This is a genomic window from uncultured Nitratireductor sp., from assembly GCF_913053745.1.
Lineage (GTDB): Bacteria > Pseudomonadota > Alphaproteobacteria > Rhizobiales > Rhizobiaceae > Nitratireductor.
This window is the reverse complement of record NZ_CAJXGF010000128.1, coordinates 1-12927: the sequence shown is the minus strand read 5'-3', so window position 1 is coordinate 12927 and position 12927 is coordinate 1. Positions and strand designations below refer to the sequence as shown.

General features: G+C 62.0%; 14 protein-coding genes and 1 pseudogene. 8 read left to right on the top strand and 7 right to left on the bottom strand.

The genetic code is table 11. The annotated features are described in order from the left end of the window. Together QZ638_RS18040 and QZ638_RS18035 are read left to right on the top strand one after the other, a co-directional pair. Positions 1 to 1128, top strand: a 1128-nt coding sequence (locus QZ638_RS18040; RefSeq protein WP_295813298.1) for a DUF4159 domain-containing protein, incomplete at its 5' end; no start/stop codon positions are given. Between the two features lies 1 nt (position 1129). Further along, positions 1130 to 3190: a hypothetical protein gene (locus QZ638_RS18035; protein ID WP_295813297.1), complete on the top strand. Its 2061-nt coding sequence runs from the start codon at positions 1130 to 1132 to the stop codon at positions 3188 to 3190. Between the two features lie 26 nt (positions 3191 to 3216). On the opposite strand, the gene QZ638_RS18030 is transcribed toward QZ638_RS18035, so the two are convergent. Next, positions 3217 to 3732, bottom strand: coding sequence for a GNAT family N-acetyltransferase (locus tag QZ638_RS18030; RefSeq protein ID WP_295813296.1), 516 nt, complete (start codon positions 3730 to 3732; stop codon positions 3217 to 3219). A gap of 277 nt (positions 3733 to 4009) precedes the next feature. Here QZ638_RS18030 and QZ638_RS18025 point away from each other — a divergent pair, with 277 nt between their 5' ends. Next, the gene (locus tag QZ638_RS18025; RefSeq protein WP_295813295.1) at positions 4010 to 4999 is read left to right on the top strand and encodes a glutathione S-transferase family protein; all 990 of its coding nucleotides are present in this window, start codon (positions 4010 to 4012) and stop codon (positions 4997 to 4999) included. 78 nt (positions 5000 to 5077) lie between these two features. Here QZ638_RS18025 and QZ638_RS18020 read toward each other — a convergent pair whose 3' ends face one another. Further along, positions 5078 to 5563, bottom strand: coding sequence for an NUDIX domain-containing protein (locus QZ638_RS18020; protein ID WP_295813294.1), 486 nt, complete (start codon positions 5561 to 5563; stop codon positions 5078 to 5080). A 53-nt stretch (positions 5564 to 5616) separates the two neighbouring features. Here QZ638_RS18020 and QZ638_RS18015 point away from each other — a divergent pair, with 53 nt between their 5' ends. Further along, positions 5617 to 6537 (top strand): metallophosphoesterase, encoded by a 921-nt coding sequence (locus QZ638_RS18015; RefSeq protein WP_295813300.1) that lies wholly within the window; start codon positions 5617 to 5619, stop codon positions 6535 to 6537. 7 nt (positions 6538 to 6544) lie between these two features. On the opposite strand, the gene QZ638_RS18010 is transcribed toward QZ638_RS18015, so the two are convergent. The 4 genes from QZ638_RS18010 to leuA all read right to left on the bottom strand — a co-directional run bounded on the left by QZ638_RS18010 (position 6545) and on the right by leuA (position 10009). Then, entirely contained in the window at positions 6545 to 6760 is a 216-nt protein-coding gene (locus QZ638_RS18010; RefSeq protein WP_295813293.1) for a DUF3955 domain-containing protein, read from the bottom strand. Between the two features lie 72 nt (positions 6761 to 6832). Further along, complete coding sequence (locus QZ638_RS18005; RefSeq protein WP_295813292.1) at positions 6833 to 7441, bottom strand: hypothetical protein; 609 nt, start codon at positions 7439 to 7441, stop codon at positions 6833 to 6835. Positions 7442 to 7583: 142 nt separating this feature from the next. Further along, a complete protein-coding gene (locus tag QZ638_RS18000) occupies positions 7584 to 8348 on the bottom strand; it encodes an alpha/beta fold hydrolase (protein WP_295813291.1) in 765 nt (254 codons plus the stop codon). Then, positions 8345 to 10009: a 2-isopropylmalate synthase gene (gene leuA, locus QZ638_RS17995; protein ID WP_295813299.1), complete on the bottom strand. Its 1665-nt coding sequence runs from the start codon at positions 10007 to 10009 to the stop codon at positions 8345 to 8347. Before leuA ends, QZ638_RS18000 begins: the two co-directional genes overlap by 4 nt. A gap of 444 nt (positions 10010 to 10453) precedes the next feature. Here leuA and QZ638_RS17990 point away from each other — a divergent pair, with 444 nt between their 5' ends. From QZ638_RS17990 to QZ638_RS17980, 3 genes are read left to right on the top strand one after another with little or no spacing between them, the layout of a single operon-like run. Further along, entirely contained in the window at positions 10454 to 10789 is a 336-nt protein-coding gene (locus tag QZ638_RS17990) for a metalloregulator ArsR/SmtB family transcription factor (protein ID WP_295813290.1), read from the top strand. Further along, on the top strand, positions 10786 to 11253 hold the full coding sequence (locus QZ638_RS17985) for an SRPBCC domain-containing protein (RefSeq protein ID WP_295813289.1): 468 nt from the start codon (positions 10786 to 10788) through the stop codon (positions 11251 to 11253). The genes QZ638_RS17990 and QZ638_RS17985 overlap by 4 nt, the downstream gene beginning before the upstream one ends. A gap of 22 nt (positions 11254 to 11275) precedes the next feature. Further along, positions 11276 to 11872, top strand: a complete 597-nt coding sequence (locus QZ638_RS17980) for a glutathione S-transferase C-terminal domain-containing protein (RefSeq protein WP_295813288.1) — start codon at positions 11276 to 11278, stop codon at positions 11870 to 11872. A gap of 64 nt (positions 11873 to 11936) precedes the next feature. On the opposite strand, the gene QZ638_RS17975 is transcribed toward QZ638_RS17980, so the two are convergent. After that, positions 11937 to 12485: a helix-turn-helix domain-containing protein gene (locus tag QZ638_RS17975; RefSeq protein WP_295813287.1), complete on the bottom strand. Its 549-nt coding sequence runs from the start codon at positions 12483 to 12485 to the stop codon at positions 11937 to 11939. A gap of 105 nt (positions 12486 to 12590) precedes the next feature. Between QZ638_RS17975 and QZ638_RS17970 the strand changes: the two are divergent. Beyond that, positions 12591 to 12927: pseudogene (locus QZ638_RS17970) on the top strand (hypothetical protein); the annotation flags it as partial.

The following is a 12927-nucleotide window of genomic DNA, read 5'->3' as shown; positions in this document are numbered from 1 at the left end:
GAAGCCGAGCCTCTGGCCGCCGACGCCACGGCGGTGACGCTCAAAAATCCGCCCGGGCTCTATGGCAGCGAGGAAGGCGTGGTGGCGCACAATCTGCTCGCGCCCGATGCGGCGCTGACCCCGATCACGCGCCCGCAAGCTCCCGCACCAATCACCTCGATCAGCTACGGGTTCGACGAACAACAGCCCCTGAAAGGTCCCCTTTTCGCCGCTGCGCTCGCACTGCTGGCGCTCGACACGCTGGCGGTTCTGTGGCTTGGCGGCCGCCTACGCCGCAGGCCGCAACTGGCCAAGGGAGCAACAGCCATGCTCGCCATGGGCATCCTGCTGGGGGCGATGACACCGGATGCGGCCCACGCACAGGACGAGCGCGCCGGCGAAGCCGACGCCATCGAAGCCATCTCGCAAACGCGCATCGCCTATGTGATCACGGGGCTTTCCTCGCTCGACGCGACCAGCCGCGCCGGGCTGCAGGGGCTGTCGACCTTTCTCGCCGCCAAGACGGCGCTGGAACCGGGAGAGCCCGCGGGCGTCGACATCGCCACGGATGAACTTTCCTTCTATCCGCTGATCTACTGGCCCATCGACCCCGACGCGCAGATGCCAAGCGAGGAGGCTATCGCCCGCATCGACGCTTATATGCAGTCCGGCGGAACGGTGCTGTTCGACACGCGCGACCAGTATTCGGCCGGTTTCGGCTCGGATGCGGTGACGCCCGCCACCCAACGCCTGCGCGAAATTCTGTCGGGCCTCAACGTGCCGCCGCTGGAACCCGTACCCGAAGACCATGTCCTGACGAAATCGTTCTTCATCCTGCCGGAATTCCCCGGCCGCTATCGCGGCAGCCCCCTGTGGGTCGAGGCCTCGTTCAACGCGCCGGCGCGCGCCGACCGTCCCGTGCGCGTGGGAGACGGCGTGACACCAATCATGATCACCGGCAACGATCTCGCAGGGGCGTGGGCGCTGGACGCCAGCGGCGAACCTCTTCTGCCCACCGTGCCCAACGACCCGCTTCAGCGGCTTTATGCCTACCGGGCGGGCGTCAACATCATGATGTACATGCTGACGGGCAATTACAAATCGGACCAGGTGCACGTGCCGGTCCTTCTAGAACGGCTAGGGCAGTAGCATGAACTGGTCGCTCAATTTCGAACCGTTCTTCTCCTGGCCCGTTCTGGCAGCGCTGCTGGTGCCGGTGGCGTTGCTCGCGCTTGCGGGCCTCTGGACGCGTCAGCGCGGCGCATGGCTGCGTCTCGCGGCCCTGGTCGCCCTGGGCGCGGCACTCGCCAACCCGGTATTGCTCGACGAGGAACGCGAACCGCTGAAGAGCGTCGTCGCGGTGGTGGTGGACGAAAGCCAAAGCCAGACGACCATCGACGGGCGCAGCGAAGTGACCGAGGAAGCGGCGGCAGAATTGGAGGCGCGTCTCGCCCGCTTCGAAGAATTCGAGACCCGCGTGGTCCGTTCCGGCCGCGCCTCCTCGGCCGCGGAGAATGCGCAAACGCATCTCTTCGAGGCACTGGATGGAGCGCTGCGCGACGTACCGCCGTCTCGCGTTGGCGGCGCGGTGCTGATCACCGACGGTCAGGTGCACGACGTTCCCGAAAACGCGGCGGCACTCGGCGCACCCGTCCACGGTCTGATCTCCGGCGAGGCCGACGAAATGGACCGCCGTATCCGTTTCGAGCGCGCGCCGCGCTTCGGCATCGTCGGCAAGCCTCTGGAGATGACCTATCGCGTGATCGCGACGGGAAACCAGCGCGGCCCCGTGGATGTGCGCGTCATCATCAATGGCGAGGAACGCTTCATCGAGGAGGCGCAGATCGGCCGCGAAACGCGGCTGGAGATCGACGTGCCGAGCGCCGGGCGCAACATCATCGAGCTGGCCATCGACCCCGTGGAAGGCGAGCTGACGGACGTCAACAACCGCGCGGTGGCGCTGGTCGACGGCATTCGCGAGAATTTGCGGGTTCTGCTGGTTTCGGGGGAACCGCACTCGGGCGAACGCACCTGGCGCAACCTTTTGAAATCCGACGCCTCGGTGGATCTCGTACACTTCACCATTCTGCGTCCCCCGGAGAAACAGGACGGAACGCCGATCAACGAGCTATCCCTGATCGCCTTCCCCACGCGCGAACTCTTCGTGGAAAAGATCGACGATTTCGACCTGATCATCTTCGACCGCTATCAGCACCGCGACGTGCTGCCCGTCCTTTATTACGACTACATCGCCGAGTATGTGGAAAATGGCGGCGCTCTGCTGATCGCGGCGGGGCCGGAATTCGCCGGCAACCAGTCCATCGCCCGTACACCGCTGATTGCCGCGCTGCCGGGCCTGCCAACCGGCGACGTTCTCGAACAGGGCTTTTATCCCCGCCTGACGGAGACCGGCGAACGCCATCCGGTGACACGCGGCCTTGAAGGTGCGGCTGCCGAACCGCCCGGATGGAGCCGCTGGTTCCGCCAGATCGGCATCGACCGCCCCGACGGGCAGGTGGTCATGCAGGGTGCCAACGACCAGCCGCTTCTCATCCTGAATCGCAAGGGCGAAGGCCGCGTCGGCATGTTCCTGTCCGATCAGGGCTGGCTGTGGGCACGCGGGTTCGAAGGCGGCGGTCCGCATGTGGCGCTCTACCGACGCATCGCGCATTGGCTGATGAAGGAACCGGAACTGGAAGAGGAACGCCTTTCGGCGGCAGGCCGCGGCATGCGGCTGGAGATCACCCGCCAGACCATGGAAGACAGCGCCCCACCGGCCGAAATTACCACGCCCACCGGCAACACGCTTTCAGCCGAGCTCGGCCCCGCAGGCCCCGGCCGCTTCTCTTCCAGTCTGGAAACCAACGAGATCGGCATCTACAACATCGTCAATGGCGACCTGACGACACTGGCCCATGTGGGGCCCGTGAACGCGCCGGAATTCGGCGACATGGTCTCGACGCAGGAGAAACTTGTGCCGGCAGCGGACGCAACGGGCGGCTCCGTGCGCCGTCTCGTCGGTGACGACCTGCCCAACATCGTGCCCGTGCGACGCACAGGCAACGCATCCGGCAATGACTGGATCGGGTTCAGAACCACCGATGACAGCGTGCTGAAGGCGGTGCGCCGGGTGCCCGTCTTCACCGGGCTTCTGGCGCTCGCCCTGCTTCTCTTCGCCTTCGGCGCGATGTGGTATCGCGAAGGACGATAGTTTCGCCGCATGCCAATCCAGACGTGTCAAATCTTCGTTGCCAGCGCCGCATGGGTAACATCCCCCTCAAGGCGGGCCACCGCGCCTGGCTGCAATTCCACTGCCAAAAGCCGGTTGGGATCGACCGGGCGCGGCATGGCTATCCGACCATGGGAAATCATCTCGAAACCGAGCGGACCGTAATAAGGCGCATCGCCGACAAGAAGCACGGCGCCAGCCCCGGCTTCACGCGCCGCCTCGACGGCGACGTGGACGAGCTTACGGCCAATGCCGATGCTCTTGAAGGTCGGACGCACGGCAAGAGGGCCGAGCAGAAGCGCCCTGCCCTTGCCTGCGGCAATCCAGGTCATGCGGACCGAGGCGATGACGCTCTCGCGGTGAACGGCGACAAAGGACAAGGCACGCTCGTGCGGTCCGCCTTCGCGGATCTTGTAGGCCGCGCGTGTAAAGCGGCCTGGGCCGAAAGCTTCTTCGTTGATGCGTTCGATTTCAGCGTCGTGGGCCGGTTGTTCCGGCAAGTAGTGAATGTCGGCAGAAGACATGATCGTAAAGTCCGGTGGTCTCGAAAGGTGAAAGCGGCAATAGGCGCGCCTGCCCCAGGCCAGGGGCCTTCAGTCCTTTCGTCGTCGCTCCACCAGAAACCAGGTCATCGTCGTGCGTTGTCCTCGCTGAACGGGATTTCCGCTAGCAGCAATTATTCGCTTCGTCCACCGCAACTTTGCCTCCGAAACGAAATTGTTGACGCAGCGTTTACGACGGACACGGTTGGGTTTGTGCCGCCAATGCCCTACATGCGGCTGAAACAAAGGAGTTTCGACAATGGGTTTGCTCGTTGACGGTGTGTGGCACGACCAATGGTACGACACCTCCAAGACCGGGGGGCGCTTCGAACGGTCGAAGTCGCAGTTCAGGGATTTCGTGACCAGGGACGGCACACCAGCGGAGGGCCGCGAGCGCGGCTTCAAGGCCGAGTCCGGACGCTATCACCTCTATGTGTCGCTCGCCTGTCCGTGGGCGCACCGCACGCTGATCTTCCGCAAGCTGAAGAAGTTGGAAGACGTTATCTCCGTTTCTGTCGTCCATCACTTCATGGGCGAAAACGGCTGGACCTTCCTCAAGGAAGACGGCGCGACGGGCGACGATCTCCACGGCTTCGACTTCATGCACCAGGTCTACACAAAGGCCGATCCGGGCTATTCGGGCCGCGTCACCGTGCCGGTGCTGTGGGACAAGAAGACGGAGACAATCGTCTCCAACGAATCGGCGGAGATCATCCGCATGCTGAACGGGGCGTTCGACGAATGGGGCGACGCGTCGCTCGACTTCTATCCCGAAGCTCTGCGCAGCGAGATCGACGCCGTCAACGATCTGGTCTACGACAACATCAACAACGGTGTTTACAAGGCAGGCTTCGCGACGACGCAAGCGGCTTACGAAGAAGCGTTCGAAGCACTCTTCGCCGCGCTGGACCGGATGGACGATCGCCTCTCACGCCAGCGCTACCTGGCCGGCGAGCGGCTGACGGAGGCCGACTGGCGGCTTTTCACCACACTCGCGCGGTTCGATCCGGTTTATGTCGGCCATTTCAAATGCAATCTGCGCCGCATCGCCGACTATCCGAACCTGTCGAACTATCTGCGCGAGCTCTACCAGGTACCGGGTGTGGCCGGGACCGTCGACATGCTGCACATCAAGGCGCACTATTACGGAAGCCACAAGACCATCAACCCGACCGGCGTGGTGCCGCTGGGGCCCGAACTCGATCTCGATGCACCGCACAATCGGGGAAGGTTCGCAAAGGCAGCCTGAACTGAAAAGTCGGCTCCCACTCCTCATGCGCCCGCCGGACCGTCTTCCCGCCTCATGAGCGAAAAAGGACGCCATGGATTACCACTCGTCGGAAACTGGCGCGTTCTCGAAAATCTCGGCGATGCGGCGACGGGTGCCCTCGCTGATGCCCTGGGGCAAGGCATCGAGCGGAAAGAAACGCGCCTCGGCGATCTCACGGTCGGGCACATGCGGCTGCGTCTGACGAAAGCGGGTTATGAAATAGACCGCCACATGATCACGATTGCTCGCGGCGCGGTTGAAGTGAAACGACCGTAGAACCGGCCGCTGCAAGATCTCGATATTGCCTTCCTCGGCCAGTTCGCGCACGAGCGCCGCCTCGGTACTTTCTCCCGGCTCCACACCGCCACCTGGAAAATACCAGCCCTTCACATAGGTGTGCCGCACGAGCAGGATCGCATGGCTTTCCGCGTCGTAGACAACGCCGCGCATGCCCAGCGTCATGGGACGGCTGAGCCGCAGCCAGAAATGGAACAGACGGGCGTTGAGAGCCGGCTTTTTGGGCGCGGGCGAAGCTGCGTTCATCTGCTGCATCCTACGGGGTGGTCAGGGCGATTTGCGTGTTCTACACACGAAGCATGTTTCGGCTCGCGCATTTTTCCGACATTCATCTGGGACCCCTCCCCGCCATAAGCTATCGGGAACTCGCTTCCAAGCGTATCACCGGCTATATCAACTGGCGGCGCAACCGACGGCTCAACCTCGATCATGGACTGATCGACCGCATCACCGACGACATGCTCGCCGCCGCGCCCGACCACATTGCGCTTACCGGCGACCTGGTCAACCTCGCCCTCAACAAGGAAATCGAGATGGCGCGTCTGTGGCTGGAAAGCCTCGGCCCGGCGGACAAGATTTCGGTGGTGCCGGGCAATCACGATGCCTATGTCCCCGGCGCGTTGGCACGCTGCTGCCGGGCCTGGGCGGCCTATATGACCGGCGACGGCCAGAAACCGCCCATGGGCAGAGGCGCTTTTCCCTATGTGCGCACGCGGGAGAATCTCGCCATCATCGGCGTTTCCTCCGCACGGGCAACAGCGCCCTTTCTGGCCAGCGGCCACTTCTCCAAGACACAGGCCAAACGGCTGGCGAAAATCCTCGACACAACGGGCAAGGCCGGGCTTTTCCGGGTCGTCATGATCCACCACCCGCCGGTGCGCGGCGCAACCCACGCGGCAAAGCGCCTTTACGGCATCAAGCGGTTTCAGACGCTCATCCTCAAGCACGGTGCTGAACTCGTGCTGCATGGACACACCCACAAGCCGACCGTGCACCGCATCGACGGACCGGACGGCACGTCGGTTCCGGTGGTTGGCGTGGCCGCCGCCGGACAGGCCCATGGCAGCGCAAAGCCACCCGCACATTACAATCTCTTCGAGATCGACGGTGGGCCCGGCGCATGGGAAATACGCTTTTCCCGCCGCGGCGTTACCGATGGCGACGGCACGATCGGAGAGATCTCGGGCGCGCTGCTCACGGCAAACGAACAAGCCGGCTGATCCCCGTTCAGGACGCGCTCACCCGGCGCCAGGCCGCAATGCCGATGCCGAACGTGCCGCTGGCCGCCCCAAGCGCGATGGAGATGGAGCCAAGTGCAATCAAAGCGAAAGGCTCGTGCAGGAAGCCGTTCGCGTCGACGGAGCTGCCGATCCAGCCGGCCGCCGCCAGACAAGCGCCACCGGCCATCACGAGGAACAGGGCGCAGAAAAACAGAAATTTCATTGCAAACGCTCGCAATCAGGTCCCTTCAACCGAAGGAAATCCGATAAACCCGGCGAGACTTTGTTGTTTGCCTCAGAAACGGGACAGAAGCGTCTCAAGCTCCGGGAAACGATCCCACATGACAACGGCCACCGTGGCGACGCCGACAATGCCGCCGAGCAGAACGAGACCAAGGCCGCCGAGGAAACCGCGCCACGCGCTTCTATAGGGAGCCGCGTCAGGTTCTGTTTCCTCAACCGCGCCGCGCGGCAACGTTTCGACATCACCCTCGACGACGCGCTGGCGCTCGACCATTCGCTCTGCGATGTAACGCGTGACCTGATCGGCGACGGGCGCGATCTCCGTGCTTTCGGCAAGCACCACCCGACCAAGCCGGGTGTCGCGCAAGAAACGATAGGTTCGACGGTCACGGCCCATAACCACATGGGCCACGGCGTCGATCCACAGCCGCGGTTGCTCGCCCGAAGACAAGGCGAAGTCGAATGCGGCGTCGTCCGCCGGCACATCCGCGAAAACCGGCTGCAACTCCTGCGCCAGCAATTCCAGCCTTGTGCGGCTTGCCTCGCGCATGTCGACGACCACATCCGCCCTGTCGGCAGCCGCGTTCTTCATCTCGCGCATCGCATCCGAAAGATTGCGCACATTGGTAACCGAAACCGCGGACTGACCAGCCTCACTCATGGGCGGGACTCCTAACCGAAACTCAGCGTTAACCCATCGTTAACATGGCTAAAACAGAAAATCATCACGTTTTGTTCCGCTTCTGAAAGCGGCGTAAACGAAACAAGTTCATGAGAAACATGAATAAAAGCGGGGGAAGACGTCAGGCGTGGCACAGGCTTCCCGTTATGAAGCGAGCCACCTCCGCCGGCGCTTCTTCGGGCAGCATGTGGCCGCAACCCTGCAAAGGGCGAACGGCGAAGCGCTCGGGCAGCCCATTCGCCTGGTGGAACGGAAGCACGGCATCCTGGGTCCCCCAGGCAATGTGGACAGGCATTGCCAGCGCCTCGAGCATTATGCGCGGAAAGACGCCCTGCTGCCCATCACGGACGATCATGGCACTGATTTCAATCAATTTTTCGCGCTGCCCCGGCGCGCAATCAAGTGCGATGGCCGCGGCTATCGTGTCGGGAGGGACCCTCGCATGCGGGCCGAACATGCCCTGCATGGCGGCGGCGATCTCGGCGTCGGTCTGGGCTTGCGCCCGCGCGGACATCAGCTCGCCCGCCATCTCGGGACCGAAACCGCCCGGCGCTATGAGTGCCAGCGATGCGACGGATTGCGGTGCAAGATCGGCGGCAAGCACACAGACGGCGCCACCGAAAGAGTGACCGGCCATATGATAGCGCTCGATGCCGCGCCCGGCGAGATCGTCGACAACCGCTTGCGCCCCGACCCTGGCCTTGCCGGCGCCGGGCAGATCGAGCGAGCGGGCGTGGCCCGGCAGATCGTAAGCGACGATGCGCAGACCCGGTGGAAGCGCGGACCGCACCGCGTCCCAGCTTCGATGGCTGCCGGCAAAGCCATGCAGAAGAACGAGGGCGCGTTCGCCCTCGCCCGTGTCTTCGGCATAAAGCGCGCCGGTCAACCGATGATCCGGTTGGCCGCCGATACCACCGCCTCGAGCGAAGCGGTGACGATGTTGGTGTTGACGCCCGCTCCGAACAGCTTGCCTCCGGGATGCTGGACTTCCATGTAGCAGATTGCTGCCGCATTGGAGCCCTGTTGCATCGAATGCTCGGAATAATCGACAACCGACATGTCAACGCCCAAATGTTTGGAGAGCGCGTCGATGAAACCGTCGACGGGACCGGTGCCGAGGCCCTTGATTACCCTCTCCTCGCCCTTGTCCGTGATCGTTGCCTCGACGATGCGCTGTCCTTTCACGGCGGTATCCGGGAAGGTCTGGTGATCGACGAACTTGATGCGGGCTTCGGGCTGGTCGACGTAGAGATCCATGAAGCGTTCGTAGATCTGCTTCGCGGGCAGTTCCTTGCCCTCACGGTCGGTAATGTCCTGAATGTCGCTGCGAAACTCGACCTGCAGGTTGCGCGGCAGGTTGAGGCCGTAATCGGCCTGCATAACATAGGCGATGCCGCCCTTTCCCGACTGCGAATTGATGCGGATGATCGCTTCGTAGGAGCGTCCCACATCCTGCGGATCGATGGGCAGATAAGGCACTTCCCACAATGGCTTGTTGGCCGTCTTGATGGCCTTCATGCCCTTATTGATCGCATCCTGGTGCGAGCCGGAGAATGCGGTGTAGACCAGTTCGCCGACATAAGGATGCCGCTCGGGAATGACGAGCTGGTTGCAGTGTTCGTAAACATCCTTCATGCGATTGATGTCGGTGCAGTCCAGTTCGGGGTCGAGCCCTTGCGTGTACATGTTGAGCGCCAGGGTCACGATATCGACATTGCCGGTGCGCTCGCCATTGCCGAACAGCGTGCCCTCGACACGGTCGGCGCCCGCCATCAGACCGAGCTCGGTGGCGGCGATGCCGGTACCGCGGTCGTTGTGCGGATGCAGTGAAACGATCAGGTTCTCGCGCCGGTCGAGATTGCGGCACATCCATTCGATCTGGTCGGCATAGATGTTCGGTGTCGACATCTCGACGGTGGACGGAAGATTGACGATCAATTTGTTGTCCGGCGTCGGTTCGATAATCTCGATGACGGCGTTGCAGATTTCCAGCGCCACATCGAGTTCCGTGCCCGTAAAACTCTCGGGCGAATACTGAAAACGGTAGCCGCCGCCGGCTTTTGCGGCCATGTCCATAACCATCTTGGCAGCGTCCGTGGCAATCTGCTTGATGCCGGCAACGTCCTTGCCGAACACGACGCGGCGCTGCAACTCGCTGGTGGAATTGTAGAAATGGACGATGGGGCGTTTTGCGCCCTCCAGCGCCTCGAAGGTGCGGGTGATCAGTTCGGGGCGGCACTGCACCAGAACCTGCAGTGAAACATCGTCTGGCACACCGGCTTCCTCGATGCACCAGCGGGCGAAATCGAAATCCGTCTGCGAGGCGGAGGGAAACCCCACCTCGATCTCCTTGAACCCCATATCGAGGAGCAGGTTGAACATGCGCGCCTTGCGCTCGTGCCCCATCGGATCCACCAGCGCCTGATTGCCGTCGCGCAGATCGACCGAACACCAGATCGGTGCCGTTTCGATACGTTTCGAAGGCCAGGTGCGATCCGCAAGATCAATCTGCGGATAGGGCTGATACTTGGTCGAAGCGTCCGGCATCCCTTTCTGCTTCGATGAAGCTTCGCCCTCATCCGCCCGTTTTTCCGCCATGTCAGTCATCGTATTCTGCGCGTCCATTCAATTTTCTCCCGGCACCGATTGCGTGCGCTTCGCACGGCGGGCCTGTCAACAGTAATTTGCGGTGTTGGAGAAAGAGCATCTGCCAAGCGGCGACGTCGATCGCCGGGCGCTCCTTCAACGGACCCGGCGATCGCCGATAAGGCCGAGAAGAAGAAGGCTTGAGGTCAGCGCGCGCACGGTCGCGCCAGCAAAGGCGGCACGAGCGGATAAGGAAACTGTCGGGCGCGTGATCATGAGAATTTCCATAAACGAGGCCGACGCGACTGGCAAGTGGGTCGTGGACACGGACGGAAAACCGCTGCTTGACATGCAACGCATCCTCCGTATTTTACCAATTAGCTAATTAACTTTTAGGTGAAATAAATGCAGACCGATCCGCTCAGCACCACTTTCTCCGCCCTCGCCGACCCGACACGCCGCGCGATCCTGACCCGGCTTTCCAAAAGCGAAGCAACGGTAAACGAACTAGCCGAGCCGTTCGAGATGACGCTTCCAGCGATCTCCAAGCACCTCAAGGTGCTGGAGAGAGCCGGGCTCGTTTCACGCGGTCGCAACGCACAGTTCCGCCCGTGCCGACTGGAGGCCGGACCGCTGAAGGAGATCGCCGGCTGGGTAGAGAATTACCGCCGCTTCTGGGATGACAGTTTCAACCGCCTCGACGACTATCTGAACGCACTTCAGGGAAGGAAGACGTCATGAATGACGATACCGCCACCAAGGCAGACGCAGAACTGTACATCAACCGCACGTTCGACGCGCCGCGTGCGCTTGTGTTCGAGGCCTGGACGAAACAAGAGCATCTCGACCGCTGGTCCTGTCCGACAGGCTTCACCATACCCTCGTCCGAAGGCGACATTCGCACGGGTGGCTGGTTCCGCACCTGCATGCGCTCGCCCGACGGAGAAGATCACTGGCTGAGCGGCCGCTATGAAGAGGTGACGCCGCCCGAGCGTCTCGTCTTTACGCATGCCTGGCATGACGGCAACGACCAGCCCGGCCACGAGACCCGTGTGACCGTGATCTTCAGCGAAACGCCGGAAGGCAAAACCAGGATGCAATTCCATCAGGCGTTCTTCACCTCAACGGCATCGCGCGACGGCCATGAAGAGGGTTGGAACGAGACCTTCGACAAGCTCGGCACACTGCTTTGCGAACTCGCCTGACAATGAAAACACGGAGAGACCGATGAAACTCTACATGACCGCCGGCGCGTGCAGCCTCGCCGATCATATCGCGCTGATCGAAGCCGACCTCGCCTTCGAAACGGTGGAGGTGGATATACCCACCCGCACCACCAAGAGCGGCGAGGATTACGCGGCCGTCAACGCCAAGGGCTACGTTCCCGCGCTCGTGATGGACGACGATGCGCTCTTGACGGAGAATGTCGCCATTCTTTCATGGATCGCCGAACAGGCCGACCATTTGCGGCCGCAGACCCCGATGGAGCGCACGCGGCTCATCGAGATGCTGGCCTTTATCGAGGCAGAAATTCACAAACCCTTCATTCGCGTGTTTTTCAGCCCGCACGAAGATTCCAAGACACATGAGCGGCAGAGCGTCGAACGCCGATTCGACTACATCGCCGAACGCCTGACAGACGACTTCCTTTTCGGGAAACAATTCGGCGTGGCCGACGCCTTTCTCTATGTGATGCTGCGCTGGGCGCACATGACCGATACCGAAAGCCCTGTCGCGCTTCAGGAATATATGGGCCGGGTCGAACGGCAAGCTTCGGTCAAACGGGCGCTCGAGGCGGAAGACCTCAAGGCGGAGGCCGCCTGAATCACTCTGTGAGCCGGCGAGTGCAATGACCTGAAAAGACTCGGCATTTCGCCGGCCCGCAAACTCAACCAGTCACTTCGGACGCCCGACCGGATGCCTGGCGCGCGAGCACTGCCTCGTAAGCGGCCTGCAAGCGCTCACGCACATCGGGACCAGTCTTCTTCGGATCCGGCATTACACCCATATGCGCTACGCGCAAATCGTCCATGAACTCTTCCCAGAGCGGCGGGCCGCCCTCTTCAAGCAATCTGGCGCGGATCGACAATTCCTCGCTTACCGGCAGCCATTTGCTGCCCCACGCGCCGATCATCGCAAAGACAGGCACCAATTCGATGCCTTTCTCCGTAAGGCTGTAGATCGCCTTTTGCTTATGGCTCGGATCGTCCGCTTTCGAGACGATCCCCTCGGCGGTAAGCCTTCGCAGACGGTCGGCCAGAATGTTTGACGCGATCTTCTCCTGCGAGTGGGTCAGCAGATCGCGGAAGTGACGCTTGTTCCCGAACATCATGTCGCGCACGACGATCAGGCTCCATTTATCGCCAACCACCTCCACGGTGAGATTGATCGGACAACCCGAGCGATGCCCGGTGGCGACTTCATTTTTCGTGTTCAAAGTCTTCTCCAGAAAAAACCAGTTGCAATATGCCATCGGTTAAATTAGCGTGCAACCAGTTGTAAAAATTAACCGGTTGCAATAAGCAATCATTAGGGAGATCCCGTGAGCAATTCCGAACGCAAACAGACGCGCCGCGCCTTCCTGCTTTCCGCCACCGCGATGGCGTTCTGCGGCATTGCGGCGCCCGCTCACGCCAACGAAGCCCCAGCGGGCGATGGAGAAAACACAATGCGCATGATTCAGACCGACATTGACGTGGAACTCGCCACAGAGACCTTCGGCAATCCGTCCGATCCGGCCCTCTTGCTTGTCATGGGTGCAATGGCATCGATGCTCTGGTGGCCGAAAGACTTTTGCGAACGCCTCGCAGCGCGCGGCCTCTACGTGATCCGCTACGACAATCTCCCGGAGCCCGGCTTCGAGAAGACGGACCGGCTCT